The sequence below is a fragment of the Halobacillus litoralis genome (assembly GCF_009856415.1).
GTDB classification, from domain to species: Bacteria; Bacillota; Bacilli; order Bacillales; family Halobacillaceae; genus Halobacillus; species Halobacillus litoralis_C.
In genome coordinates this window covers 104,537-131,251 of sequence record NZ_WMEZ01000007.1, presented here as the reverse complement: position 1 = coordinate 131,251, position 26,715 = coordinate 104,537, and the positions used below count along the sequence as shown (strand labels likewise).

General features: G+C 42.8%; 28 protein-coding genes and 1 tRNA gene. 14 read left to right on the top strand and 15 right to left on the bottom strand.

Annotated features, from left to right (window positions below; all coding sequences use genetic code 11):
• Window positions 1-2: 2 nt before the first annotated feature.
• The 3 genes from GLV98_RS15970 to GLV98_RS15960 are packed head-to-tail and all read right to left on the bottom strand — an operon-like array spanning window position 3 to window position 3,561.
• Window positions 3-887, bottom strand: a complete 885-nt coding sequence (locus GLV98_RS15970; protein ID WP_160917037.1) for a branched-chain amino acid ABC transporter permease — start codon at window positions 885-887, stop codon at window positions 3-5.
• A 1-nt stretch (window position 888) separates the two neighbouring features.
• Window positions 889-2,772, bottom strand: a complete 1,884-nt coding sequence (locus tag GLV98_RS15965; RefSeq protein WP_160917034.1) for an AMP-binding protein — start codon at window positions 2,770-2,772, stop codon at window positions 889-891.
• A gap of 15 nt (window positions 2,773-2,787) precedes the next feature.
• Window positions 2,788-3,561, bottom strand: a complete 774-nt coding sequence (locus tag GLV98_RS15960) for an ABC transporter ATP-binding protein (RefSeq protein WP_160917032.1) — start codon at window positions 3,559-3,561, stop codon at window positions 2,788-2,790.
• Window positions 3,562-3,890: 329 nt separating this feature from the next.
• On the opposite strand from GLV98_RS15960, the gene GLV98_RS15955 reads away from it, so the two are divergent.
• Both GLV98_RS15955 and GLV98_RS20190 read left to right on the top strand, forming a co-directional pair.
• Window positions 3,891-3,963: transfer RNA gene (locus GLV98_RS15955), tRNA-Ala, on the top strand.
• Window positions 3,964-4,150: 187 nt separating this feature from the next.
• A complete protein-coding gene (locus tag GLV98_RS20190) occupies window positions 4,151-6,175 on the top strand; it encodes a methyl-accepting chemotaxis protein (RefSeq protein WP_237417160.1) in 2,025 nt (674 codons plus the stop codon).
• Window positions 6,176-6,212: 37 nt separating this feature from the next.
• Here the strand turns inward: GLV98_RS20190 and GLV98_RS15945 are convergent, their stop codons facing one another.
• The 8 genes from GLV98_RS15945 to trpE form a co-directional block, all read right to left on the bottom strand.
• Window positions 6,213-7,625, bottom strand: coding sequence for a sodium:solute symporter family protein (locus GLV98_RS15945; RefSeq protein WP_160917029.1), 1,413 nt, complete (start codon window positions 7,623-7,625; stop codon window positions 6,213-6,215).
• Window positions 7,626-8,236: 611 nt separating this feature from the next.
• Entirely contained in the window at window positions 8,237-8,821 is a 585-nt protein-coding gene (locus GLV98_RS15940) for a glutamine amidotransferase-related protein (RefSeq protein ID WP_160917027.1), read from the bottom strand.
• Between the two features lie 31 nt (window positions 8,822-8,852).
• On the bottom strand, window positions 8,853-9,653 hold the full coding sequence (trpA, locus tag GLV98_RS15935; RefSeq protein ID WP_160917025.1) for a tryptophan synthase subunit alpha: 801 nt from the start codon (window positions 9,651-9,653) through the stop codon (window positions 8,853-8,855).
• A gap of 1 nt (window position 9,654) precedes the next feature.
• The gene (gene trpB, locus GLV98_RS15930; RefSeq protein ID WP_160917129.1) at window positions 9,655-10,845 is read right to left on the bottom strand and encodes a tryptophan synthase subunit beta; all 1,191 of its coding nucleotides are present in this window, start codon (window positions 10,843-10,845) and stop codon (window positions 9,655-9,657) included.
• A complete protein-coding gene (locus tag GLV98_RS15925) occupies window positions 10,829-11,485 on the bottom strand; it encodes a phosphoribosylanthranilate isomerase (RefSeq protein WP_160917023.1) in 657 nt (218 codons plus the stop codon). Before GLV98_RS15925 ends, trpB begins: the two co-directional genes overlap by 17 nt.
• Entirely contained in the window at window positions 11,482-12,246 is a 765-nt protein-coding gene (gene trpC / locus GLV98_RS15920) for an indole-3-glycerol phosphate synthase TrpC (RefSeq protein ID WP_160917021.1), read from the bottom strand. The genes GLV98_RS15925 and trpC overlap by 4 nt, the downstream gene beginning before the upstream one ends.
• Entirely contained in the window at window positions 12,239-13,261 is a 1,023-nt protein-coding gene (gene trpD, locus GLV98_RS15915) for an anthranilate phosphoribosyltransferase (RefSeq protein WP_160917019.1), read from the bottom strand. The genes trpC and trpD overlap by 8 nt, the downstream gene beginning before the upstream one ends.
• On the bottom strand, window positions 13,258-14,766 hold the full coding sequence (gene trpE, locus GLV98_RS15910) for an anthranilate synthase component I (RefSeq protein WP_160917017.1): 1,509 nt from the start codon (window positions 14,764-14,766) through the stop codon (window positions 13,258-13,260). The genes trpD and trpE overlap by 4 nt, the downstream gene beginning before the upstream one ends.
• A gap of 602 nt (window positions 14,767-15,368) precedes the next feature.
• On the opposite strand from trpE, the gene sigY reads away from it, so the two are divergent.
• From sigY to GLV98_RS15870, 8 genes are all read left to right on the top strand, one after another.
• Complete coding sequence (gene sigY, locus GLV98_RS15905) at window positions 15,369-15,887, top strand: RNA polymerase sigma factor SigY (protein WP_160917014.1); 519 nt, start codon at window positions 15,369-15,371, stop codon at window positions 15,885-15,887.
• A complete protein-coding gene (locus tag GLV98_RS15900; RefSeq protein ID WP_160917012.1) occupies window positions 15,877-16,197 on the top strand; it encodes a YxlC family protein in 321 nt (106 codons plus the stop codon). Before sigY ends, GLV98_RS15900 begins: the two co-directional genes overlap by 11 nt.
• Complete coding sequence (locus GLV98_RS15895; RefSeq protein WP_160917010.1) at window positions 16,194-16,418, top strand: sigma-Y antisigma factor component; 225 nt, start codon at window positions 16,194-16,196, stop codon at window positions 16,416-16,418. Before GLV98_RS15900 ends, GLV98_RS15895 begins: the two co-directional genes overlap by 4 nt.
• Before the next feature lie 40 nt (window positions 16,419-16,458).
• The gene (locus tag GLV98_RS15890) at window positions 16,459-16,680 is read left to right on the top strand and encodes a PLD nuclease N-terminal domain-containing protein (RefSeq protein WP_202410097.1); all 222 of its coding nucleotides are present in this window, start codon (window positions 16,459-16,461) and stop codon (window positions 16,678-16,680) included.
• Complete coding sequence (locus tag GLV98_RS15885) at window positions 16,677-17,597, top strand: ATP-binding cassette domain-containing protein (protein WP_160917007.1); 921 nt, start codon at window positions 16,677-16,679, stop codon at window positions 17,595-17,597. Before GLV98_RS15890 ends, GLV98_RS15885 begins: the two co-directional genes overlap by 4 nt.
• Entirely contained in the window at window positions 17,575-18,348 is a 774-nt protein-coding gene (locus GLV98_RS15880) for an ABC transporter permease (protein WP_160917005.1), read from the top strand. Before GLV98_RS15885 ends, GLV98_RS15880 begins: the two co-directional genes overlap by 23 nt.
• A gap of 147 nt (window positions 18,349-18,495) precedes the next feature.
• Window positions 18,496-19,266 carry an SDR family NAD(P)-dependent oxidoreductase gene (locus GLV98_RS15875; protein WP_160917003.1) on the top strand — a complete coding sequence of 257 codons (771 nt, stop codon included), beginning with the start codon at window positions 18,496-18,498 and terminating at the stop codon, window positions 19,264-19,266.
• Window positions 19,267-19,366: 100 nt separating this feature from the next.
• Window positions 19,367-19,864: a DUF6241 domain-containing protein gene (locus GLV98_RS15870; RefSeq protein WP_160917001.1), complete on the top strand. Its 498-nt coding sequence runs from the start codon at window positions 19,367-19,369 to the stop codon at window positions 19,862-19,864.
• Between the two features lie 27 nt (window positions 19,865-19,891).
• On the opposite strand, the gene GLV98_RS15865 is transcribed toward GLV98_RS15870, so the two are convergent.
• On the bottom strand, window positions 19,892-20,290 hold the full coding sequence (locus tag GLV98_RS15865; RefSeq protein ID WP_160916999.1) for a GNAT family N-acetyltransferase: 399 nt from the start codon (window positions 20,288-20,290) through the stop codon (window positions 19,892-19,894).
• 296 nt (window positions 20,291-20,586) lie between these two features.
• Between GLV98_RS15865 and GLV98_RS15860 the strand changes: the two genes are divergently transcribed.
• Window positions 20,587-21,054 (top strand): hypothetical protein, encoded by a 468-nt coding sequence (locus GLV98_RS15860; protein ID WP_160916997.1) that lies wholly within the window; start codon window positions 20,587-20,589, stop codon window positions 21,052-21,054.
• A gap of 74 nt (window positions 21,055-21,128) precedes the next feature.
• Here GLV98_RS15860 and GLV98_RS15855 read toward each other — a convergent pair whose 3' ends face one another.
• The 3 genes from GLV98_RS15855 to GLV98_RS15845 form a co-directional block, all read right to left on the bottom strand.
• Complete coding sequence (locus tag GLV98_RS15855) at window positions 21,129-23,282, bottom strand: ATP-dependent helicase (RefSeq protein WP_160916995.1); 2,154 nt, start codon at window positions 23,280-23,282, stop codon at window positions 21,129-21,131.
• Between the two features lie 437 nt (window positions 23,283-23,719).
• Entirely contained in the window at window positions 23,720-24,463 is a 744-nt protein-coding gene (locus GLV98_RS15850) for a PAS domain-containing protein (protein WP_160916993.1), read from the bottom strand.
• Between the two features lie 314 nt (window positions 24,464-24,777).
• The gene (locus GLV98_RS15845; protein WP_089653914.1) at window positions 24,778-24,981 is read right to left on the bottom strand and encodes a hypothetical protein; all 204 of its coding nucleotides are present in this window, start codon (window positions 24,979-24,981) and stop codon (window positions 24,778-24,780) included.
• 214 nt (window positions 24,982-25,195) lie between these two features.
• On the opposite strand from GLV98_RS15845, the gene GLV98_RS15840 reads away from it, so the two are divergent.
• The 3 genes from GLV98_RS15840 to GLV98_RS15830 are packed head-to-tail and all read left to right on the top strand — an operon-like array spanning window position 25,196 to window position 26,456.
• Complete coding sequence (locus GLV98_RS15840; protein WP_160916991.1) at window positions 25,196-25,780, top strand: TetR/AcrR family transcriptional regulator; 585 nt, start codon at window positions 25,196-25,198, stop codon at window positions 25,778-25,780.
• A 14-nt stretch (window positions 25,781-25,794) separates the two neighbouring features.
• Entirely contained in the window at window positions 25,795-26,139 is a 345-nt protein-coding gene (locus GLV98_RS15835; protein ID WP_160916989.1) for a DMT family transporter, read from the top strand.
• A gap of 2 nt (window positions 26,140-26,141) precedes the next feature.
• A complete protein-coding gene (locus GLV98_RS15830) occupies window positions 26,142-26,456 on the top strand; it encodes a DMT family transporter (RefSeq protein WP_089653917.1) in 315 nt (104 codons plus the stop codon).
• Window positions 26,457-26,715: the final 259 nt, after the last annotated feature.

Sequence of the window (26,715 nt, the reverse complement as noted above, 5' to 3'; positions counted from 1 at the left end):
CCTCACACCCTTTCCATTCCACCTTTTCCAAAGAGACCATAAGGCTTGATCATTAATATCAAGATGACAACGATGAACGGGAAGACTTCTTTCAATCCCCCTCCGACCAGGGGATCAATGTATCCACCAGCCATGCTTTGCAATATTCCAATGATGAATCCACCAACAATAGCTCCAGGAATACTATCCAGTCCTCCCAGAATAACCACAGGTAAAACGGTAAGACCGATGACGCTCATCGTTGCGTTGACTCCGTTTATGTTTCCAAGCAGCACCCCACCGACAGCGGCAACAATACAGGCAATCGCCCAGGTGATGGCAAATACTCGTTTCACATTAATTCCCATACTAGCGGCTGCCTGAAGGTCATCCGCTACAGCACGCATAGCCACTCCCATTTTTGAAAATTTAAAGAAAACAGTAAAAGCAAGAAGCAGAGCCATAACAATAATGAAGGACCATAAATAGACAGGTGTAATAAGGACTTCACCAAAAGTCACCGGGGTGTTCGGAAAGAGATTGGGATACACGCGCGTCTGGTGTCCCCATACCATATGGACCAACCCTGCAAGCAAGTTACCAAGACCAATCGTCGCCATAATCACCGAAATGGTCGGCGCGTTCAATAATGGTCTCAGTACGACTCTCTCAACCAATAACCCAAGTACACCACACACGCCCAAAGTAACCGCAAGAGCCACTAAGAAAGGCAGTTTCAAAGCTGTGACAAGTGTCAAACAAATATACGATCCGATAAGTACGAATTCTCCATTTGCCAGATTCAAAGCATCGCTAGCTTTATAGATAAGTACAAACCCTAAGGCTACGAGCGCATAAATACTTCCTACTACAACTCCACTGACCAGCATTTGCATAAAGAAAGTCAACTCAAGCCACCCCCTGTGATCGATCCAATAAGATGACAGGCACGATTTCCCCCTCATTCGTTCCTTCAGCATATAAATTTGAAAGGGTATCAAACTGTCCAGCATCGTTATATAACGCAGCTAAATAACGCTTGTAATTCTTCTCCACAGTTCTCCGTACCGTTTTCTGTGTGGACGTCATTTCCCCATCACTCAACCGTAACTCTTCAGGAAGGATGACGAACCGTTTGATTCGACTTTCTTCAGGTAAAGATTGCATCATTTCAACAACTTGATCCCTGATGAGTTCCATGACCTCCGGATGCGTGGTTAAATCCCTGTAACTCGTATAAGAGATCTGATTCTTTTCTGCCCAACGGCCCACGCTGGCTCGATGAATGGTGACCATAGCCGTCAAATAAGATCGTCCTTCTCCGAAGACTACAGCTTCTTGTAAATAATGACTCTTCCGAAGCTCGATTTCGATTTCACTGGAGGATTGTCCGTCCGTCGAGTCCAAAGCCAACCGTTCCTCCATTCTTCCGCGGATTTCGATTTCACCTGAATCAAGAATTTTGCCGTAATCTCCAGTAGAAAGTTCCGTTACAGGGTGCTCCCCCAAATAGCCGGCGAAAACTTGAAGACCCTCGACTTGAATTTCTCCTCTGGACGCTATATTCATAGATAAACCAGGCAATGGTTTCCCTGCTCCTTCTGCCGACCACTCGTCATCCCTTTGAATAGAGGCATACCCTGTGGTTTCGACCGTCCCATACGTTTGTTTCACATTGACACCTAATCCTTGGAAAAACTCGAAAGCATCTTTATTTAACCTGCCGCCCGTCACGTAAGCCCGTCTTAAACGCGAGAGGCCTAAATGGTCACGGATGGCACTATACATAAAGAAGTCATTGAGAAAATAGTTGAATCTCGATAAAAAAGAGACCGAACGGTTGCTCAATTTTGCTCGTGCGTTTTTTTCTATACCAGATTCGGTACGTTCATATACTTTTTTCTTCAAGCGTGTGGAATCATTCATTCGAATTTGGAAGCGGGTCAATATGTTCTCAAATGTTCGTGGAGGTGCTTGGATCAAGTGTGGTCCGATTTCCCTTAAATCGTTTAATATGGTTGAAGGTTCTTCAGGAAAATTGATGGTCATGCCTCTTGTCAAGGAGAGTCCGACCGCCATTACTTGCTCACAAATCCAAGCGAGCGACAGGAAGGATAAGTAGTCATCATCGGCTCTTACAGCGTCTACTTCATGAATAGATAAAGCCGTTTGAATCAGGTTGGTATGCGTGAAAGTTGCAGGTTTTGGATATCGGGTTACGCCCGAAGTGAACGTAATTAAAGCAATATCCAGCGGTTTCACTTTTTGTATTTGATGCTCAAAAAAAGACGGGTCTTCACTGGCGCATGTGCTACCAATGGACTGTACGTTTTTTAAGTCCATAAGCTTTTCATGAGAATAGGACCGGAGACCTTTTTCATTGTAGTAAAGAATGGCATCAATGGTTGGGAACGAATCGATGATTCCAAGAAGTTTGTCCACCTGTTCCTGGTCTTCAACCACTAAGATTCTCGGTTCACATTCGTCTAAGTAATGGGCCATCGCGTCCGGCGAAGCATCCTGATAAATCCCTACAGGAACAGCTCCAATCGACTGGGCCGCAAGTTCTGCGACAATCCATTGCGGTCGATTGTCCCCGATGATTCCAATGCGGTCTCCTGCTTGGATCGAAAATTCTTCTTGGAACCCTAGGGCAAGTGATTCTACCTCTTTGTAGTATTTATGCCAGGTCCATTCTTTCCAAATGCCTAAATTTTTCTGGCGAAAGGCCACTTTCCTCCCTTCTTTATCTGCTTTTTCAAACAAAAGCTGAGGCAGCGTTCGGTGCGTCATTCCACAGTTCCCTCCTTATGTGGTCACTTCTTGTTCTCCCAAATAAGCTTTAATGACTTCCGGGTTCTTCTGAATTTCCTCAGGTGTACCGAAACCGATTCGTTTCCCAAAGTCAAGGACAGCAATCTTGTCAGAAAGATCCATGATGACCCCCATATCGTGTTCAATGAGGAACACCGTAATTCCATTCAGTTCATGCATATCCAAAATAAAACGGGCCATGTCTTCTTTTTCAGCACTATTCATTCCAGCCATCGGTTCGTCAAGCAAAATCAATTCAGGTTCAAGGGCAAGCGCTCGTCCGACCTCCACCCTTTTTTTCAATCCGTATGGAAGTGTACCGACTGGCGTATGACGGATATCCTGCATCTCAAGAAACTCAATGACTTCTTCGACCGACTGACGATGCACGACCTCTTCCTTCTCTGCACCACCCCAGTAAAGTCCACCCGTAAAAATTCCCGCTTTCATTTTGACATGACGCCCGAGTTTCAAATTATCCAAAACAGACATATGTTCAAATAAAGCGATGTTCTGAAACGCACGGGCAATACCTAGAGAAGTCCTTTTGTACGGTTTCATCCCCAGTAATTCTTTTCCGTTAAAACGGATCGATCCTGCTGTCGGTTTGTACAGTCCGCTTATACAGTTCAGCATACTTGTCTTCCCTGCTCCATTCGGACCAATCAACGAAAAGATCTCACCCTTTTCCAGGTGATAGGACACATCGTCCAGAGCTTTCACACCACCGAACTGTAGCGAAACATTTTCAACCTCTAAGATAGGCAAAAGTGAGAATCCCCCTTTATGTAAGCGTTGTCATAGCTATAAAAGTATTATATAACCTAAGAAGGAGAAGTCAACATAGTTTTTGTAATTTTAAGAATATTAAGTATATTGTTAGATTATGTAAAACTTCTTCGCTTTTGATGTGTCGGGGTTGGAATCGGTCCCTAGTTCAATCGACCTTCTCTCAAAATTTTTCAATGATATCATAACCCACTCGTTCCCTTAGAAATACTTTCCTCACTTTAATAACTACGATTGGAAGAAGAATACAAAAAACTCTTGATTTTTTCCATCTGTCTATATACAATAATAATTGTCGAAAAACATACGGGGCATTAGCTCAGCTGGGAGAGCGCTTCGCTGGCAGCGAAGAGGTCAGCGGTTCGAGCCCGCTATGCTCCACTACACAAAGCCACCATTTCTACTACTTGAAATGGTGGCTTTTTCTATTCTCATTTTCAATTATGAGAAACTCTTCCCTTATAAAATATTTTAGTGTCTATTGAAATTCACTTTTACCATCCGATAAATGTAGAGGAACGCTGCTGTTAAATCAGCACAGATTTTACATAAGAATCGGAGGTACACCATGTTAAAAAAAAGAAAGAAGAGTAAACAAGAATCCTTTTGGAAACGAACCCTGCAAAGGCAGATTTTAATTCCATTCCTCACATTGATTACCGCCGCTGGCATCATCATTGGATATGCGAGCTATACATTCGGCGTTTCCATTACGACCGATGAACTGACCGACAATGTGGAGAAACAAATGAACTCGTTAAATGATTCATTCGAATTGTTTTTCCAATCCCAAGAAGACATCGTCAATCATTATTCTCAGGAACAAGCATTCATCAATTATGCCTCTGAAGAAGACCGCGTAATCCGGCGTATGGATGATATCCGCTCTTCCAATGAAATAATAAAAAATGCTTACATGGGCATCGAAGATTCAGGTGAAACCATTACAGACTCTACCTTGACTTTACCATCTGATTTTGACCCTAGAGAGCGGCCCTGGTATAAAGATGCCGTCGCAAACGGAGGAGATTTAATATGGACAGCTCCTTATATGGATACCAATACCAACGAAACAATTATGAGTGTAGCCCGCGCAGTTATGGATGGCAATGAAGTGATGGGAGTATTCTCCATTGATCTTAATATGAACTCCCTTCTTAATCTTGTGGAAGGTGTGAAGATTGCCGAGACAGGTTATGCAGCGATTTTCTCTAAAAATGGTACATTCCTTTCCCATCCAGATCCTGAGCTTGTGGGTGCAGACGTATCAAAGGAGAGTTATTATCTAAAGATTATGGGGCAGGATCAGCCTTCAGGCATCATCACTTACGAGTATGATGGAAAAGGTAAAACATTAGGCTATTCAATCAATGAAACAACTGGGTGGACCATCATCGGAACAGTAGATAAAGCAGAACTCGAAAAAAAAGGAGCTGCCGTTCTTCTACCGATTACCATTACTGTCTTGGGCATTTTGATTATATCCGTAATCGTTTCAGTGATTATAGCGCGCCGGATTCGTCGACCAATTGCTGACTTACAGAAAAATATGAAGCGTGTTGAAGAAGGCGATCTAACGGTTGATCTTATTCAATACAGAGACGATGAAATTGGACAATTGTCAGGTTCCATTCACGAAATGAAAGAAAGCATCAAACGAATCATCGAACAATTGCAAGACGCAACAGAAGCTGTATCAGAACAAAGCCGGGGATTGAAACAATCAGCGGATGAAGTTCGAGAGGGAAGTGAGCAAATTGCTTCCACAATGGAACAGCTTTCTGCTGGTTCTGAATCACAAGCGCACAGTTCTTCTCGTTTGTCCGAAATGATGGATTCATTCGTAAATGAAATCAAGGAAGCCCGCCAAAATGGAGAAAACGTTGCGGAATCTTCTCAACAAGTTTTATCCATGACGAATGATGGCAGTGAGATGATGCGGCATTCGGTAAACCAGATGCAGAATATTGATCAGATTGTTAAAGAAGCCGTTGAAAAAGTACGTGGACTAGATCAACAATCCCAAGAAATTTCTAAACTTGTACAAGTGATCCAAGATATCGCAGAGCAAACCAATTTACTATCTTTGAACGCTGCTATTGAAGCTGCTCGAGCTGGAGAACACGGAAAGGGCTTTGCCGTTGTCGCGGATGAAGTTCGTAAATTAGCTGAGCAGGTCACCAACTCGGTAGAAGATATCACAGGAATTGTCACAGGCATTCAAAAGGAGTCTACGAATGTCGTCACAACATTAAAGCATGGATATGAAGAAGTCGATCAAGGCACAAAACAAATGAAGGTAACGGGGGACACATTTAATAGAATTGAAGAATCTGTAACAGATATGGTAGCCAAAAGTCGTGAAATTTCCGACAAGCTCACAAAAATTTCTGATGACAGCTATGAAATGAACGCTTCTATTGAAGAGGTGGCGTCTGTTTCACAGGAATCTGCAGCCGGTGTAGAACAAGTGACAGCTGCTGCTCAACAATCCAACAGCTCTGTAGAAGAGGTTTCCCACAGTGCTGATGAATTATCTTCTCTTTCCAAGCAATTAAATGAACAAATCCGCCAGTTTAAAGTAAAAGAGTAAACAAAAAAACCTCCCGGTACCGGGAGGTTTTTTAAAATTATGAAGCTTTTGCAGCCTTTTCGGCTGGAGATCCAGATGTCGTCATTAACGTTGCGACAATCAAGACAATAACCGCAACAGGTACAGCAACGACTACACTGTTTACTTCGAATGGCTGCCCTAGAACAATTTCCCATGTCAGAGTTGCCATTACACCAGCGATCATGGAAGACACACCACCGACCGCGTTGACGCGTTTCCAGAAGAATACGGCAAGTACAGCCGGAGTCAATCCTGCGCCATAAACCGTGTAAGCATACATTTGCACACTTAATACGGTTGGGAAATAACTGATGATGACAAATGCGAAGACACCAAGGGCCACAATGAAGATTCTTGTCATAGCCAGAAGCTTTTTGTCAGAAGCATCTTTATTTACATATTTACCATAAAGATCGTAAGTCAAGTTCGTAGCCGCAGACAGCAAGTAAGAGTTTCCTGTCGTAATGATGAAGGAAGCCGCTGCTGCAAGCAAAATACCACCGATAGCGACTGGCATTGCTACTGTTGTAGCCATCAACGCCATTCCTGGATCGATATCCGGGAATAAGGAACGAGATGCGAAAGCAATTAATGAAATAGATGGTGAAATGACGATCATCGCAATCAGCCAACCCATCTGTGCACGCTTCGCAGATTTATCTCCTTTGGAAGATGCGAGACGCTGATACATGTTTTGGTCACCAAGCAATAAGAACAAAGAAGGCAATAGATAACCGATCATTTGAATTGTCGTTAAACCGCCCGTAGCACTCATGTGGGACTCGGGAACATTAGCGACGATTTCGCTCCATCCACCAGCAACCATAATGATTGTAGGGACAGTAATGATCAAGCCTCCGACCATTAGAAATCCACTGATCGCGTCCGTTTGTGAAACAGAACGAAGTCCCCCGATCATCGCAAGGAAGATGATCATGGCAGCCCCAATCATCGTTCCTGTCTGAACCGTCATTCCTGTGGTTAAATTAAGAATAAATCCGAAACCTTTCATCTGATAAGAAACGATACCGACATAAGCAAGAATGATAATAACACTCGCAAGGTTACGGGATGTACGCCCATATTTCGACTCTAAAATACCAGCAACGGTGAATTTCCCGTGTTCGCGGATTTTAGGTGCGACGACATAAAGAATGATAATACCGACTAACGTTGGGAGCATCATCATCAAAGAAGGAAGAATACCGTAAGAGAAAGCCATTGACGTTTCTCCACCTGAAATACTTCCACTTCCTGTCCATGTAGCTAGAAGCGTTCCCATCAATACAAAAGGTCCTAGACTTTTACCGGCTAATACGAAATCTTCACTGCCAGCTACTTTCTTCGACATGAATACACCTATGCCGATCATTAATATTCCATAGATTGCTATAAACCATAACAAAGTTGGATCTTGTTGCAGTTCCATAACTACTAAATCATCTCCTGATGTTTTTTGTTGTTGGCTGGTTCTTGTTGAGCTGCTCTTTTATAAACATCGGCCGATGTGAAATCGCTCTTTGAACACAACGCTATTAAAACTAACATAGATTTTATTTTTGTGAAAATAGCAAATGAAGAAGTGAAAAAGGGCTATTTCAAGCGTTTTTAGAGGATTCCATTTTTTCACATACCTTTATGAAAGCGATAACCACAACCTTTCCAAGAATTGCTTTATTCTTACGAAATTTCTGTTAACTATGCAAATCCTCGCCAGAATTTTGTAGTAAAATTAGTTCTAATTACCTATAAAAGAAGTTGAGTTAGGGCATGTATGAAAAGAAAAACACATACCCGCCCCCCTTTTGCTTTTCATACCTATTAAGACATGTAAATCCGTGAGTTTGTTTTGCTATAACCGAACTAATCATATACCGGTGACTTTCAACTTTATACAGTGGCACTTGAAAGGTTTATATGAAGGTCCAATTTGGTTTACAGCACTCCCACCGAAAATTTACTCCCCCACTTTTAAACATAAAAAAAGCTGGCACCCCTTTGGAGGTACCAGCTTTAGTTTTCTGTTATATAAATATCACGTTAAGGGGTGAAAGCCTTCACACGGTTTTGGATGACATTTTTCAATAATTGTTTCCCCTCACCTGTACCAATAGACTCCGGGTGGAATTGAACCCCTTCAATGGGGAATTCGAGGTGGCGGATGCCCATCAATTCCCCTTCGACTGTTGAAGCCGTCACTTCAAAGCACTCTGGTAAATCTGAGAGCTCTACGATCAGCGAATGGTAGCGCATCGCCTCCATTGGGTTGCTTAAGCCTTCGTAAATCCCTTTTCCATCATGGAAAATGCGTGATGTTTTTCCGTGCATCAGCTTCTCTGAACGTACGACACTTCCACCGAACACTTGAGCAATGGCCTGGTGACCAAGACAAACCCCAAAGATGGGAATGTCTCCTTTGAATCGGTCGATGACCTCGAGGGTCACCGGCGTTTCATTTGGGGAACACGGACCTGGGGAAAGAAAAATCAAGTCCGGTCTCAGTTGTGTAATCTCATCTATTTCTATTTCGTCATTTCTCTTCACTATAACTTCTTCTCCAAGCTCTCCAAGATACTGGACAAGATTGTAGGTGAAAGAGTCATAGTGGTCGATCATATAGATCACTCTGCTCCACTCCTCTCAGCTCTCACAAAACTTACTGAACGAGGGCTCTGATTTCTTGGGTGAAATGTTCGAGAGCTACGTCCATTCTACCTTCTTCTATAGTTTCAAGCTGTGACTCGATCAACCGAATGATTTTACTTCCAATGATGACACCGTCTGCGTGATTTCTCACAAGTTGGACGTGATCGTTCGATGATATACCGAATCCGACAGCAACAGGAACTTGACTGTGCTGTCTTACTTTTTCAATGAATGACAAAGCCTCAGAAGACATTTCCTTTCGCTCTCCTGTTACTCCTAGAGAAGAAACACAATAGAGAAAGCCTTTCGCATGTTCCGCAATCTGCTTGATCCTTTGATCAGAGTTAGGCGCCACAAGGGAAATGAATTCGATGTTTCTTTCTTCAGACTGGGTGCGAATTTCCTCACTTTCTTCAAATGGGAGATCGGGTATAAGAAGGCCCTCGACTCCATTCTGTTCTAAAAGATTAAAGAATTCTTCATGCCCGATTTGTAAGACAGGATTGTAATAAGTGAAAATGACAACTGGAATTTCGAGTCCATTTTCTCGTAACTTCGGAACAAGCTCAATGGCTTTACGTAAAGACATCCCTGACTTCAATGCGCGCTGAGCTGCTCGTTGTATAGTCGGTCCGTCTGCAAGTGGATCCGAATAAGGGACGCCCAATTCCAAAACATCTGCACCTTCTTCCTGCAAACGCAAAGCGAATTGAATCGTTAATTCCGGACTTGGATCCCCTGCTACAAGGAAGGGAATGAACAGATTTTCTGTTTTCGTTAGTTTTCCTTGAAATGATGTCTTCGTCAGCATGTCAAACCTCCTCCTGGAAATGTTCCATTAATGTTGCCATGTCTTTATCCCCACGACCAGAAAGGTTGATCAGAATCGTTTCGTTGTGGCTCATCTGAGGTGCTTCTTTAAATGCCTGAGCAAGGGCGTGGGCACTCTCAATCGCCGGAATGATTCCCTCCGTCTGTGTCAGAAGCTTCAATGCATCAAGCGCTTCTTTATCTGTGATGGCTTCGTAGCGTACTTGTTTCGTTTGGAATAAATGAGCATGCTCTGGACCGATCCCAGGGTAGTCGAGGCCTGCGGAAATGGAATAAGGCTCGGTAATTTGTCCATTTTCATCCTGCATGAGATAAGTCATCGATCCGTGAATCACACCGGGAGTTCCTTTTGAGAGCGTCGCTGCGTGCTCGGGTGTGTCGATACCTTTCCCGGCAGCCTCTACCCCCACCAATTCACTCGTGTCTTCAAGGAATGGGTAAAAGATTCCCATAGCGTTGCTTCCACCGCCTACACAGGCAAATATACGATCTGGAAGCTCTTTCTCGACCTCTAAAAACTGACGTTTAGATTCGTCCCCAATAATCCGCTGAAAATCCCGAACCATGCGAGGATAAGGATGAGGGCCGACGACAGAACCGATTAAATAAAAGTGGTCTTCACAGTTGGCGACCCAATAGCGGATCGCTTCATTTGTCGCATCTTTGAGAGTGCCGTTTCCACTAGAAACCGAAACGACCTCCGCTCCGAGCAGCTTCATCCGGAAAACGTTCAGCTCCTGTCTGCGGATATCTTCTTCTCCCATAAACACGATACACTGAAGTCCAAATTTAGCGGCAACCGTAGCTGATGCAACGCCATGCTGGCCTGCTCCTGTTTCCGCAATGATTTTCTCTTTCCCCATTCTTTTAGCAAGTAAAGCTTGACCAATGGCATTGTTAAGCTTGTGTGCGCCTGTATGGTTCAAGTCTTCACGTTTTAAATAAATTTTTGCTCCTCCAAGGTGGCCGGTCAATTTGTCTGCGTAAGACAAAGAAGTGGGGCGCCCTGCGTACTCTTTCAATACATGATGGTACTCTTCCAAAAAGGCCGGATCCGCCATCGCTTGATCAAGCGCTTCTTCCAGCTCTTGCAACGGCCCCATGAGGGTTTCCGGTACATATTTGCCTCCAAAATCACCGTAGCGTCCTTTTAAATCAGGAAATACTTGCAACATTTTGCTCCACCTCTTTCATGATTGCTTGAATTTTGCCGATGTCTTTACCGTCCTCAATTTCAATCCCACTGGAAAGGTCGATGCCGTCCGGACGATAATGCAACAGCTCTGTGACGTTTTCTGGTTTAATCCCTCCTGCAATTAAGCACGGGACACCCTGGCCATACGCTTCATTCTGATAGGTCGGCACAGACTCCCAGTCGAAGCGGACCCCGGTTCCACCTGAAACACCGTCGACTTTACTGTCCACAATATATCCATCCGCAACACCACGGAAGACCTCCATTTGCTTAATGCCATCCGATTGATGGTGAACCACTTTCCAAACCGGCAGTCCGAACGCTTCTTTGATTCTCAACAACTGAGATACCGTTTCGTTTCCGTGCAGTTGAATAACATCTAATGGCACAAAATGAAGAATCTCTTCGATTTCCTCAATCGTGGGCTCGATGAAAACCCCGACGATCTTTTGTCTTGGTCGAATTTTTTTCACCCAGCGCCCGACATATTCAGGTCGGACATATCGTTTTGTTCTCCTGACAAAAATGAAACCAAGATGGGAGGCTTGGGAGGAAGATGTTTTGGCTACATCTGATAAAGATCTGTTTCCGCATAATTTCACAATCGGTTCTTTCATCGAACATTCACTCCTTCCAACAACTGACGGACTGCTTCTTTGATGTTCTTCTGACGCATAAGAGATTCTCCAACAAGCACTCCCTCAGCTCCGTAACCAGCTACTTTCTGTAGATCATCATGGGAAGAGATGCCACTTTCTGAAACCAACAAACACTCCTCCGGTGCAAGTTTCGCCATTCGCTCGGTTTGAAAAAGTTTCGTTTCAAACGTATGAAGGTTTCGATTGTTGATGCCAAGGATCTTTGGTGTGAACTCATTCAGGACTTTCGTTAATGTTTCTTCACTGTGTACTTCGACAAGGACTTCCAATCCAAGTTCGTAGGCTTGAAGATAAAGTTCATGCAGCTTCTCCGCTTCCAGCGCTTCCCCGATTAGGAGAATAGCATCAGCACCGATATAAGCACTCTCAGCTATTTGCAATGAGTCGATAATAAAGTCTTTGCGCAATACAGGAACATCCACAACTTTTTTGATATTCGTCAAGTAATCACGGTGCCCTTGGAAAAAATGCTGATCGGTAAGAACCGAAATGGCTTGCACACCTGCGGCAGCATAGTCATGAGCAATTCGGACAGGATTGAAGTCCTCACGGATGATGCCCTTGGATGGAGATGCTTTTTTCACCTCTGCAATCAACCCTGCTGCAAACGGTGCGGTTTTCAGAGATTCATAGAGGGAATGATGAGCGAATGATTGCTCATCTGGCAAATATAGTTTTTCGATTTCTTGTTGTTTTACAGCTAAGATGGTTTCAAGCATATTGACGATTCTCCTTTTCATTCACAATCGATTCATAGTATTTGCTTGTGACGCCTTCACTGATCGCTTTTTGAACAAGATGAACACCTTCTTGAAGGTCTGCTGCTATTCCTGCCACGTAAAGTCCCGCGGCTGCATTCAGTGTGACAATGGAAGCGGCACTTTCATTGGAGCAACCATACAAGACATCCTTAATGATTTGGGCACTTTCTTCTGTTTCTGAAATACGAATGTCTGTCAGATTCCCTAAAGGAAGACCGAAATCTTCAGGAGAAACCGTGAAACGAGTGATCTCCCCATCTTTCAATTCAACGAGGTCGCTTTTCCCTGTAATCGTAATTTCATCCAAACCATCTCTTCCCGTTGCTAGGAGTACGTGAGTAGAACCCAGGTTTTTAAGAGTTTCAGCCATTTTCTCTGCGTAATTCGTATCATAAATGCCGATCAGTTGTCTTTTTGCATTCGCAGGGTTTGACATGGGACCAAGCAAGTTGAAAATGGTACGAAAGCCAAGCTCTTTCCGTGCAGGTCCTGCGTGTTTCATTGCTTTATGGTAAAGAGGTGCGAACATGAACGTCATCCCTTTTTGAGATAGCGCCTGTGCCCCTTGTTCTGGAGTTGTGTCAATCGGAATGCCCAGCTTTTCCAGGACATCAGCACTCCCACTTTTTGAAGAAACTTTTCGATTCCCATGCTTGGCGACTTTTACGCCCATGCTCGCAAGAACGATGGAAACAGCTGTGGAAATATTAAATGTAGAAGCCCCATCGCCACCTGTGCCACATGTATCTACAATGGAAGGATCATTCGTATCCATTTTCGTCATGTTCTCACGCATCGCCCGAACGAAACCGGTCATTTCTTCAACTGTTTCTCCTCGGTAACGCATCACGCTGAGCATGCTCATCAACTGGCCGGTCGTCGCTTCTCCATTCATGATCTTATCCATTGTTTCAAAAGCTTCCTGTTCCGTCATGTTCTCTCCTGTGACAACTCTACTCAATGTATCTTTCATCTCGACTCCACTCCTTCTCCACTCTTCTCAAATATCTTCTCAGCTAATTGAATCGTCTTCTTCAAAGCACTCGCTTTACTTAGCGTTTCCTGATACTCTGCTTCAGGGTCAGAATCAGCAACGATCCCTGCCCCTGCCTGTATATATAGATCTTTTCCTGTTATTGTCATCGTCCGAATGGTAATGCAGGAGTCAATGTTTCCATCAAAGCCTAAATATAAAATTCCTCCACCATAGAGGTTTCTGGGTGTGGGTTCAAGCTCCCGGAGAATCTGCATGGCTCTGACTTTTGGTGCTCCCGATAATGTTCCAGCCGGAAAGGAAGAAATCAGGGCGTCAATCGGTGAAACGCTTTCCTTCAATCGGCCGGTCACTTTACTGATGATGTGCATTACTTTTGAAAAACGCCCGATGGTCATATACTCGCTTACCTTTACCGTTCCATATTCAGCTACGCGGCCAATATCGTTTCGTGCTAAATCCACGAGCATGCGATGTTCCGCTAGCTCTTTCTCATCATGCAGTAGTTCTTCAGCAAGGGCGTCATCTTCTTCTTTGGTTCGTCCTCTTTTTCTCGTTCCAGCTATGGGATGGATTTCAAGGTTTCGGTCACGGACCTCAAGAAGTCGTTCTGGAGAACTTCCGATGACTTCCACTTCATCCATTTTCAAATAAAACATGTATGGAGAAGGGTTCACTCTCCGGAGTACCCGGTAAAGTTCAAAGCCACTTCGGTCCGTTACTGTATGAAAACGTTGAGATAAAACGGCCTGAAAAACATCTCCGGCACGGATATACTCTTTGATTTTTTCCACATCGGATTTGAATTTTTCTGGTTCATAATTGCTGTCTAACTGAAAGGATTCATCATCTGTTTCATTCTCGATAAGCATTAAATCAGGAAGCGTATCGACCTTCTGCAGTTGGCTTGTAATGGATGTAATTCGCTTTTTCGCCTTAGAATAAATTTCTTCTAATGAGCGATCCGCTTCTTTTCTAGCGAAGGATAAAATCGTCGTTTCTTTTGTCTTATGATGATAAGCAATTAAAGTCTTGCAGAAAAGGAGATGATAATTTGCGAGATTCAACTCATCCGTCTTGGCTCTTTCTACAGGTTCATAATCTGAAATGGCATCATAGCTGATATATCCGACCCCTCCTCCTTTAAAAGGAAGGTCGATCGGAGGCTGTTTCACATTAAGCTTTGCAAGTACTTCCTCATAAGCAGACTTAAAGTCTTGAGCATACGTGACATCATTTTGATCAAAGTCTTTGATTTGAAACTGCTGCTTCTCCTCTTTGATTTGAACCATCGGATCAAGACCAAGGAAAGAATAATTCGACCATGGCGATTCAGGATCCTGGCTCTCCAGCATGTACACGGCTTCATGATTCAATGCATGAAACATGTGAATCGGTGTTAACGTATCCGTATAAAATGATTGTGTTACTGGGATGGTCTGATGCTCTTCAGCATCGGTTTGAAATGTATTAAAAGTGGTCATAAAGGCTCACCTCTCCATAATAATCATGGAGAATGAGACGTTGAGGGATGAAAACGAGTGGATAGAAAAGGGGTGAAAATTGGCCAGGCAATCCGTCGGCTCCTTACGTCCGAAGATCCCTCGCTCACTCAGCTCAGCTCATCCTATACCTCAACTCAACTCATTCTCTACTCAACTTGCTTATTTCGACTTTATAATAAAGCCACTTTTTAAAAATATCTTTCCAATAGTCTATAAAATTCAGATAATAAAGTCAACCAGTCTGTCCCAATAATTCTTATGGCATGAATCTCCATGCAATTCAAAATAAGCTCCCTATTGTGAATGACTCAGTTTCGAGATGTTTTCAGGGCTTCGTTTATCATAACGGGAGTCAGGGGTGGCCGGAAAGCGAGCCATTCCCCGCAGCCCCATCCACTCGACAAAAGTCTCAAAACGGAGTCTTCCACAATCCTGCCATATAGTTCAATAACTTTTTCAGATCATGGACCTTAATAAACCATTATGATGGATAATAGGAAAATAGAAACTTTTCAACATTCATTTGAACGAATCAATCAAATCTTACGTCTTATAGTCAGGGAACGAAATGAGGGATGTTTATGGATTCGGATCTCATCAGGAGAGCACAAGATGGAGAGGATCAGGCGCTTGCTGAACTTCTGAAAAAACACTATAGCTTCATCGTTAAATATGTATGGAAAATGAGCGGGGATGAACAATTGGCTTATGATGTAACACAGGATGTATTAATCAAGGCCATCCAGAAAATCAACCAGTTTAATCATCGATCCAAGTTCTCTACCTGGCTCATCCAAATTGCTACACACACATACTTGGACTACAAACGAAAGCAAAAAAAGAAAGATAAACTGGATGAGAAACTGCGGAAAGAATTCCCCCGCTCCTCTGTTTCTTTTCCGAGTGATTGGCATGAAGTCCAGGAGGCTTTATGGAAACTGGAGGATGAACACCGGATCCCCCTCATCTTGAAGCATTATTACGGCTATGACTATAAAGATATTGCAAAAATGACAAAGCTGAAAGTAGGGACAGTGAAGTCCAGGGTCCATTATGGGCTGGAGAATTTACGAAAGGAGCTGAGAACGGATGACAGATGACAAGACACCGAACAACCTGGAAGAAAGGCTTCAGGAAGCAGCCCGGCACACAGAAGAACAAATGGAACTAACGGAACCTTCCCTCTCCTACTTCGAGAATCTTATCGAAGAACAGGCCGCCCTTTGGTACCGGCGACTATGGTTTGAATTGACTTGTTTATGGGGGATTGCGTTCATTTTTATTTCTTTCCTTATTTTCAGCTTATTCTATGTCCCTCTTTTGTTTGTTTTCGCACAAATCTTTTCCATTATCATTTTAATCCGCTACTTCTATAAAGAACGCTATGAAATGGTGGAGATGCGGCAATGAAACATTATGGACCTGAAGAAATGCCTTTATGGGGATGGCTTCTCGTTATTCTCATTCTGATGACACAAAGTTCTATTCTTTTTATTAAAGCTAGAAAAATTGGAAAAGCTCCCTGGTTGTGGGGAATCATAGGGCTGATCCAATTCCCTGTGCCAAGCATCATCTTTTTCATCTTATGGAAAACGGTCTGGCAGAGGAAAGAAACGAGGACAAAATCATAATATTTTCTAGAGGAAAAAGAACCTATAAGGAGGTGATCTTATGTTACTCACTCAAAACGCCATTCAATTCATCAACGAAAATTTAGCAATTATTGCTCCCCTACTCATCATCCAAGTCGTTTTGATGATTACCGCTCTTGTAAGCTTAATCCGTGCAGAAGCTACAAATGGACCGAAATGGATGTGGGTCCTCATCATCTTATTCATCAACACGATCGGTCCCATCGCTTATTTTATTTTTGGAAGGAGCCATGAGTCGTGATTACCCTGAAAAATATAACGAAAACATTCGATAAAGAAAATGCAGTAAAAAACATTACCTTCCATTTGTCACCGGGAAAATGTGTCGCATTGCTGGGCCCCAATGGTGCAGGGAAAACCACAACATTAAAGATGATCGCAGGGCTCATGCACCCCACCTCAGGCCAAGTTGAACTAGCGAATGGGGGAAGCGGGGATATCCGAAAACACATCGGATATTTACCTCAGCATCCACAGTTTCATAATTGGATGACTGGGAAAGAGTTTCTTCACTACGTCGCCCGTCTTTCCCATATTTCTAAGCAGGAATCTCAAAAACTAGCGGAACAGTTGCTGGATCGTGTTGGTATCGCGGATGCCAAAAATCGAAAAATATCCAAGTACTCCGGTGGCATGAAGCAAAGACTCGGGATTGCACAAGCGATGATCCACAAGCCGACCGTTCTTTTGCTTGATGAACCGGTATCCGCTTTAGATCCAATCGGTCGTCGCGATGTATTAAATTTGATGGAAGAATTGAAGCAGGAATCTACGTTGCTCTATTCCACTCATATCCTAGGGGATGCGGAGGAGGCAAGCGATGAAATTCTCCTTATGCACAAAGGAGCTATTGTAGAATCAGGTTCTCTTCAAGAAGTAAGAAAACGACATCAGGTAGATAAAATCACTTTACGCTTTGAAGGAAACATGCAGGCTTATAAAGGGAAAATCGAGGCGTTCCCGTTCGTCACACATACAGACATTCAAAAGCAAAATATCCATGTGTATGTACAAAATGTCCATGAGGCTCGTGACGTTTTGTTAGAGCATGTAAACAAGGAACAATGGCCCCTTCTTTTCTTTGAAGTAGGACAGACGACGCTTGAGGATCTATTCATGAAGGTGGTGAATGAGCATGCAATGGATGACCATCTATAAAAAGGAATGTCTGGAGTCCGCAAGAAATTACAAGTGGGTTTGGGTTCCTCTTGTCTTTATTCTTTTTTGTATCATGGACCCTTTGACAACCTATTACCTCCCTCAAATACTTGAATCTACTGGAGGGCTTCCGGAAGGTGCGACCTTTGATATGCCGACTCCACCACCAGCGAATGTATTCATGATGAGTATCTCGCAAATGAATACACTTGGAGTGCTTGTCATCGCCCTGATTACGATGGGAACGATCGCTGGAGAACGAAAATCGGGTGTAGCGGAACTGATTCTTGTAAAGCCGGTATCCTATACCAACTATGTGACCGCCAAATGGGCAGCCCACATCTCACTCGTTCTTCTTTCTATTTTCGTCGGCCTGCTTGCAAGTTGGTATTATGTTCAACTTCTTTTTGGTGACATATCCTTCATTTACGTATTGATTACAACTGCCTTTTATGGCGTTTATATCATTTTCGTTCTCAGCATTAGTCTTTTCATGAACACATGGACGAAAGTTCCCGGCTTTGTCTTGTTTTTAACCATCAGTATCCTCATGATATTAAATATCATCTCAAGTGTATTTTCTCACCTTTTGGAATGGAGTCCAACAAAGATTCCTTCCTATCTCCCCTCTTTGCTAAGAAGCGGAGAAGTGGAGACAGACCTTTGGTTCGCAAGTCTATTCACCATTGTTACAATTGTTCTCCTTCTTTTCGGAGCCATACAGACCCTAAAACGAAAAGAGATTGTATAGCCAAAACACACCAGACCAGGTCATCCAAAATTTGGATGACCTGGTCTGGTTATTTATGGGGAACAGACGTGTGATTTGTTCTTCTTGGTAATTGGGTATAGACTATTAGCATCTATTGCATTCGAAGTTGATAAAGGAGAGATTTTCATGAAGCCAACTGCATTGATCACAGGAGCCTCGGGTGGTATCGGATATGAGCTTGCCCGTCTATTCGCTAAATCAGGGTATAACTTGATTGTCGTTGCACGATCCGAAGACAAGCTTCATCAGTTAAAAGAGGAACTGGATGGTCATCCGATCACAATCATTCCTAAGGATTTATCAGAACCTGGAGCAGCTGAAGTTGTGTATAGTAAAGTGAAAGAGCTTGGTCTCCATGTTACTGTTCTTGTAAATAACGCTGGTTTTGGTTTGAATGGTCTTTTTGAAGAGCTCCCTCTACTAGACCAACAGAAAATGTTGCAGGTAAACATCAATGCCCTTACTGAACTTACCCATCTGTTTTTACCTGAAATCAAAGCCGCACGCTTTCGCTCCATCCCTAAAGGGGTATTGAATGTAGCGAGCACGGCTGCCTTTCAGCCTGGTCCAAAAATGGCGGTGTACTACGCTTCCAAAGCTTACGTCCTATCCTTTTCAGAAGCTCTTGTAGAAGAGCTTAAAGATACAAGCGTGACAGTTTCAACCTTGTGCCCAGGGGCAACAGAAACGAACTTCTTCAAAACAGCGAAAGCAGAGCATACGAAACTTGTAAACAGTACCATGTCTCCAGAATCAGTAGCCAAGTCCGGATTTCTCGGCTTTGTGAAAGGAAGACGAGTCGTTATTCCCGGGGCGATGAACCAGGGGTTAGCCTATGCCTCCAAGTTCATTCCACGCTCATTCGCCGCTAAATTAGCTCATTATGTCGATAGCTAAGGAGAGGTCATACAAGTCTATTTGCGAACATTCTCTTTTTCTCCTTCCCCCCTTCCTATATAATAGAAATTACTGGTAAACACTTTTAAGGGGGCTGTACATGAAGAGATTAATTGTATGGTTTTCATTCTGTCTATGTATTGGTGCCGTGACAGGAGCTTATTTGTATGTACAAACTCAAGGGGCATCCACAGCGCAGGGTGTAACAGGAACAGTGAATGCAGAAGAACTGAAAGCCTATGAAAGAGATGGGAAGAATCCTTTTGGAGGAGAGATTTCAGGGCCGGAGTTGACTGACAAGGAATACCAGGAATATATTCATGGCATGTCACATCAGAAAGTGAAAGCAGATGAAAAATGGACGTTTTTTGAAATCCACCCCCTTCGCATTTCCTGGCTGCTTGAACATTTGGAAACGAATGACTTGACCCATAAGCATGTCTATAAACAAATTTTAATGAAATGGGCTGATGAGGATTTTTCAAATGCTGTAGCTGACCATAACACGATTTGGGAAATGCAACGTGGCACGATTGGAAAAGCGAAGCGTCTCCTCAGTCCTGAGGAAGAAGCCGAATATATAAATGAAAACAACTGACCCGATCATCTCGAGTCAGTTGTTTTTTTACATTTCTTCAGCGGATTTCCTGAATCCATAAAAAGAGCGGTACCCTTGATGAACATAGTAACCCTCGGATTTTGTGGATGCTAACATTTCCACGCGTGTACTTGGATAACATTCGTGAGCGGTTTGGATCAACTTCTCCGCAATCCCTTGATTTCTAAAACTTTCTTTCACGAGCAGATCACAAATATACAACGTTATGGAACCATCTGTCAGCCCTCTGAGGAAGCCGACGAGTTCATGATCCACAACCGCAACCAGAGCTGGTTCTGAATTCAACCAGGAGCATAACGTTTCCTCACCGCGTTCCACAAGGCCGCTCCATCCTTCTTTTTCATTCAATTGCTGGACAGCCTCAAAATCTTTTTCAAGAAACGTACGAATTTGAATAGTCTCCATGTCATCCTACCTTTCGCTATGATTAAGATTTTCCCCTTTGAGCCGTCACCCAGTCTATTGATTCTTTTTATCTATTCTTTATTACGTTTGATTCCCTTAAACGTTTCAAGTTATATAAGAAAATCTGACTATTTTTCAAATAACCTTTAAATTCTTCCTACTTCCTGGAAGCAAACCCTACCTGAAACACTAGCAATGGGTCGGAAAACAAATCAGAATTATTAAGAATCAGATGGAGCAAAGTATGGTAAAATGTGAACGGGAGTTTTTCTTTTTATGTTCAAGGAGTGGAAAACATGTGGAAAAGAATTTTACTGTTCGCGACATTGATTTTTCTCGCCGCTTGTTCTTCGCAGAATTTATCGCTTGAGGATTTGAAAACGGCTTATCCGGAAACGTTCGCTCAGCCGGTAGATGACTTATCGGAGGAGAAGAAGGAGAAGCTTGGTCTTCCTGAAGATATGCCATTCGAAGTCACCCAGGTTGAGTCAAATGTCGAAGACGAGAGAGTCGATGTCCTCTACCAATCGAATGGTTCAGAAAAAGCCATGGTGAGCACTTTGTATGAGCCAGGGAACATTCTTCAAGAATCTGAACTGCAAGTCCCTTTGAACTCTGGGGCTATCGCTGGTGTCCAGGAAAAAGAGGATCATATTTTTGTAGAATGGTATGATGGAGATCTCGATGTCATCTATCAACTGGAATACTATGGTCCTGAAGAGGAACGGGCAGAAAAAGCAATGAATGTTGCAAACGCTATATAAAATCCTATGTCTCTTTCTAATAGGATTTCTAAAGAAGAGCCGTCACGTATCGCGTGGCGGCTCTTCTCACTTTCCTATAGTTTTTCTAGTTTCTTAAAGTTCCGACTGATCGGTCTCGGAGCTTTAAGTCGATCAAAAAAGACCATGTAATTGTTTTTCTTCTCATCGACTTCCTCAATAGAACCTTCACCAAAAACAGGATGTTTAACACGGGTTCCTTTTTCGAAGAAGTCACCAGATGGTTCTTTCTCGAGGCGGTGAGATGCATGTATATACTCTTTTGCCTCTTCTATGAGGGATTCATCCAGCTCTCCGATGCGGTCATAAAGCTGGTCTTCGACTTCAAATATAAAACGGGAAGGGTATTTCTTTTGTCCACCATTTTGAAAGCCTTCAGATTCTGTTAAGTAAAGTTCCTGTTCCGCTCTCGTCACAGCTACATAAGCCAGCCTGCGCTCTTCTTCAAGTCCTCTTTCTTTCCGCTGTCTAATCGCACGGACATTGGGAAGAACACTTTCCGACATACCTATTACGAATACATAAGGATACTCCAGCCCTTTGGCTGTATGAATCGTCATGAGTTTAACGGAATCCACCTGGTCTGCCCTGTCATCGTCTGTATAGAGGGCAACCATTTGTAGGTACTCGTCCAAATCAATATCTTCGCCGAGCGTTTGCTCATACTGGACAATGGAATGAAGGAGCTCGGTCATATTATCCAACCTCTCCTGATCCCCGTCTTCTCTCCGGTAAGCTTCGTATCCTGTCACTTGCATGGCCTCTTGCAATAGTTCCGATACTTTTCGCTTGCTTCGGATCTCCTTCAAGTACTCGATGGCTTCTATGAAAATGCGTGCACCTGTACGCCTTAGGCGATCGTGGTCAGCATATTTTTTCAGGGTTTCATAGAGGGATTGCCCCTCCTCTTCCGCTTTTTCTCTAAGAAAACTCATCCGCTTCTTTCCAATTTGACGTTTGGGTACATTAATGATGCGACTGAAAGACAAATCATCCTGAAAAGCAATCATCCTCAAATGAGCGAGAGCATCCTTAATTTCCAGACGGTCAAAAAATTTAAAACCTCCGAAAATCTTATATTCGATGTTTTCAGCAATCAGTTCTTGTTCTACAAAGCGTGATAAGTAATTCGCTCGATACAAAATGGCGATTTCACTCAAATTTGCTTTCTTTTTTTCCACGATTTGTTTAATCCTACTTACAATCCACTTCGCTTCCTGTATCTCTTCCTTTCCATGATAATGAACCACTTTCACTCCAGAAGGATTGACAGGAAGCATGTCCTTATCCACCCTGAAATAATTATTCCGAATCAAAGCATTTCCCAATGATAGGATTTCCGGTGTGGAACGGTAATTTTCCTTCAAAAAGATGGTCTGAGCATCAGAAAAATAATTCTCGAAGTCAACCATATACTTAGGATCGGCTCCCCGCCATTCATAGATCGTTTGATCGGGATCACCAACGACGAATAAATTTCCTTGTTTTTCAGCAAGCATCTTCACAAGTTCGAATTGCTTAAAGCTGCTATCCTGAAATTCATCGACTTGTATATAAAAAAGTCGATCCTGCCATTTTTCAAGCACTTCTTTATTCTGCTCGAAAAGAGTAAAAACAAAATTGAGTAAATCATCGAAGTCCAGCCCGTACACACGCTTTTGCTTCTTGAGATATTGCTGAATGATCTGACTGTCAAGGTCTCCTGAATCTTCTACGGAAGGCATGGCCCCACGCAAGATCATTTGTTGGACATAATGGGTGTTCCCTTTAAGTATTCCGATCTTATCGAGAATCCTTTTGAATGTTTTATCATTGAGTTTTAACCCCATATCTTCAAAAATCTCTCTCAGTAGAACTTTCTGATCTTCCACGTCCAAAATGACAAAATTCTTCGGATAAAAAAGTCTGTGGATATCTTCACGTAGGACACGGACACAAAAACCGTGATATGTGGTTATAAAACCTGTGTCCTGTTCTCCCCCAATTAATTTTTTCACCCGCCGTCTCATTTCATGGGCGGCTTTGTTTGTAAAAGTTACAGATAGTATATTAGCAGGGTCGATTCCAAGCTCATTTACGATGAAGGCATACCGGTGAGTTAAGGCTCGTGTCTTGCCAGAACCTGCACCAGCGATGACGCGGACGTACCCTTCTGTAGATACGACTGCTTCTTGTTGTGATGGATTAAGCTCGTCCAGTAGTTCTTCCATATCGATCACCTTTCAAGAACATTTGTTTGTATTATAGCACATTAGGTAGTTGGCAGTCTGTGTTCTTATGTTTGAATGAAAGGATTCACTGAACCATTTTGAGAGAAGAAAATAAATATGGAGGAAGCACCCAAAACCGTAACTGTTTTAAGTGGATATTGTGAGGGAGTTGGGATAGCCGGCCTTTTCTTCACTTCTTAATGGGTGGAATCATTGGAGAATGGCTGTTGGGTTGATAAAAATGGGGTGCACGACCACCTTCTGGAAAATGAGGGCTGCTTTCCTTTAATATCTTGTCTTGGGTAAGGAATTGCGTACTTAAAGGGTTTGCTTTCGATCACCCTCGTGCTTATGAATTACGAAGGGAGGCCGGTTTTCAGGAAACGGATAAAGCTCTGAACTAGCCCCCATGGCCGGTCGGAAACCCTCTTTCACACCTATTCGAACCTCGGCTTCAACCCCGTTTCCAAGAAATACTTCGTTGCTTGTTGGACGTTCATAAATGTCCGTACCCCATCCAACTGGATACGATTCTCTGCAAATTGCATCACTACCTGGGGGCGCATGCCGGCAAGAACAACTTCAATGCCCAACAACTTAAGACTCATCATAAGGTTTTTCAAAAGGACCGCCCATTCTTCGTCAATCGAAGTGATGCCCGAAAACTGGATCGCCAAACGACTCACATTCTGTTCCTGGCATAAGACAGGTACTCTTTCCAATAAGATATGACGCTGTTCTTCTCTTAAAATCGGCTGTAATGGTAAAAGAGCATACCCTTTAGCAATGGTTACAATATTAGCCGTCATTTCTTCAATCATATGAATCAATTCTTTCTCTCTTCTTGATTGCTCCGTCATATTGAAAATTCGGATGAGGATAAAATTCTCCCCTTCATGAGTGAAGCGTTTTGTGTAAATGTGCAGCACCATGTCCATACCCTGCCACTGAAACTCCATCCCTTCAAAATCTATGTCCTTTTTCTCTTTGATAGACTTAGACAGGAGCCTTTTTTCTGGCGCTAACTCTGGATACAAATGATTGAGTTTTTCTCCAACGATGCGCTCTTCCTCTAATTGGAACATCCTTACATAGGCAGGGTTGACATAAGTGATGGTATATTCTTCGTCACTAATCAGTACTCCCTCATCCAAAAGGTCCATCGCATTCCGTAATAGCATGAGTATCCCCCCAGTACAAATCTCTTACTTTTATTATGATGATATACATGAGAAATGCAAGGTAATTCGCCACTATTGTCGAAATATTACGACTAAATAACAATCCCCTTCCATATCTTCAACTTAATGGCAGGATTGTGGAAGAATCAGTTTCGAGCCTATTGTTGAGTGTATCGGGGCTGCGGGGAATAACTCCCTTTTCGCGGCAGCGCGATAATCTCGAAGCTGAGTCTTCCACAATCGGGAGCTTTTGTCGAATAAAAAAGAAGAAGTGCGTCAACGGTTCAAGAGCTGAGCCGCTGACGCACTTCTTCTTAAGCTTTTTCCATCTTGTCGCACTTAGACAAAATCGCTACGTGTTTTAAATTACCAATGGAATCAAATTCTATTTCAACATAATCTCCTGGTTTTACAAAGCTAAGCCTCTCTCTGAGTACAGAAAGTTCATTCTTAAATTCGGATTCTTCGACCAAAATCGCATAAGCCCCTTCGTATCGATCCAGTTTATATTGATTCACCGATTCAATCCCCTTCTGTTTTAAGATCAGGCACCATGCAGGACAGGCGTGCCTTGGTTGTTCCCATTTCCTTTTATGGTATAAATCCACTTATTACAAAGCATTCCCTTCCTTATTCATGACTAAACATGTCGAAATTAGAGGTCTGGACAACATTCATATGGCGTGGTAAAATAAAACTAACAAACGTTAGTTAGTGAAAGGAGAGAGCTGAATGACAAAAGAAACAATTATTGAAGAGAGTCTTAAGCTCTTTGCCAATTATGGATACGAAAATACGACACTTGCCAATATTGCGGAAGCTGTTGGAATAAAAAAACCTTCTCTTTATAATCATTTTGATAATAAAGAAGATATTTTTCTCCATGTTCTTTATGACGTGGGAGAAAGAGAAAAGAGTCATTTGATGAATCAAGCAGGCTCCATTCAACAGGATTCAGTGGCTGATCACCTTCATGAGATCTATCGTGTCTATCTCGACCATATGGCTCATTCTACAGAAGGCATGTTTTTTAAGAGGGTAACCTTTTTTCCGCCCGACGAATTCGCAGATGAAATTAAGAAAGTATTCTTGATGGTCGAAGATTGTATGACTGATCTTATCCGCCCGGTATTTGAACGTGGAATAGAGAAGGAAATCATCCGCCCTCTTTCTACAAATACGCTGACTTCCGCATTTTATACGTTGATTGACGGTTTGTTTCTGGAAGAAAATTTTTATGACCGGGATGTTTTTGAAAAAAGACAGGAAGCGAGCTGGCAAATTTTTTGGCTTGGCATTAAAAACCCGGAACATTAGGGAGGTATGAAACGATGGCATGGATTTATTTATTCTTCGGTGCTTTTTTCGAAATCGGCTGGGCTGTTGGATTGAAATTGTCAGAGGGCTTCACGGATCCCCTCTTTTCAACCATTACCGTCATTTGTATCATTATCAGTTTCACTTTTTTCACGAAAGCATTAAAAGTCATTGATATTGGAACAGGTTATGCGATATTTACAGGGATTGGCGCAGCAGGTACAGCTTTAATCGGGATGATCTTTCTTGGCGACGGAGGCGGAGCTGGGAAAGTCTTTTTTATTATGCTTTTAATTACAGGCATTATTGGTTTGAAAATGTCTGAAACCACTTCAGAACAGGTACAACAGGAGGGATAAGGATGGCATGGGTATTTTTAATGATGGCTGGAGTAGGCGAAATGACGGCCATGTTCTTCTTGAAGCTGTCGGATGGCTTCCAAAAACGTAAACCGGCGTTCATGGCTATCCTTGCAGGGGCAGCGAGCTTCTATTTTCTTTCTTTATCCCTAAAGGACCTTCCAATTGGAACGGCTTATGGGATATGGACAGGAATTGGGTCGGCAGGTACCGTTTTGCTGGGCATTTTTTTCTTCAAAGAAAAAGCGAATCGAAAGCGTCTGTTATTCATTACTTGTATCGTTGCCGGCGTCATTGGTTTAAAAATGGTTTCTTAGACGTAAGATACGCTTGTAATCTTATTTTCGAACGCTTACAATAAAATAAGCAACAATCTACAATATTCGACAAAACCTGCCTTTTTCTGTCGTTTTGTAGTGATGGAGGAAATATAATGAGAAGAATTTTACTTGCCATTCTTATGATTATTGTCATCGGTTTCAGTTATGTCGGCTATACAAGTATGGATACGGATGCAAATCCTTCCATTCCTAAAGAAACAGAAAGTTATTGAATTCAATGATTTAAAACCCCTTC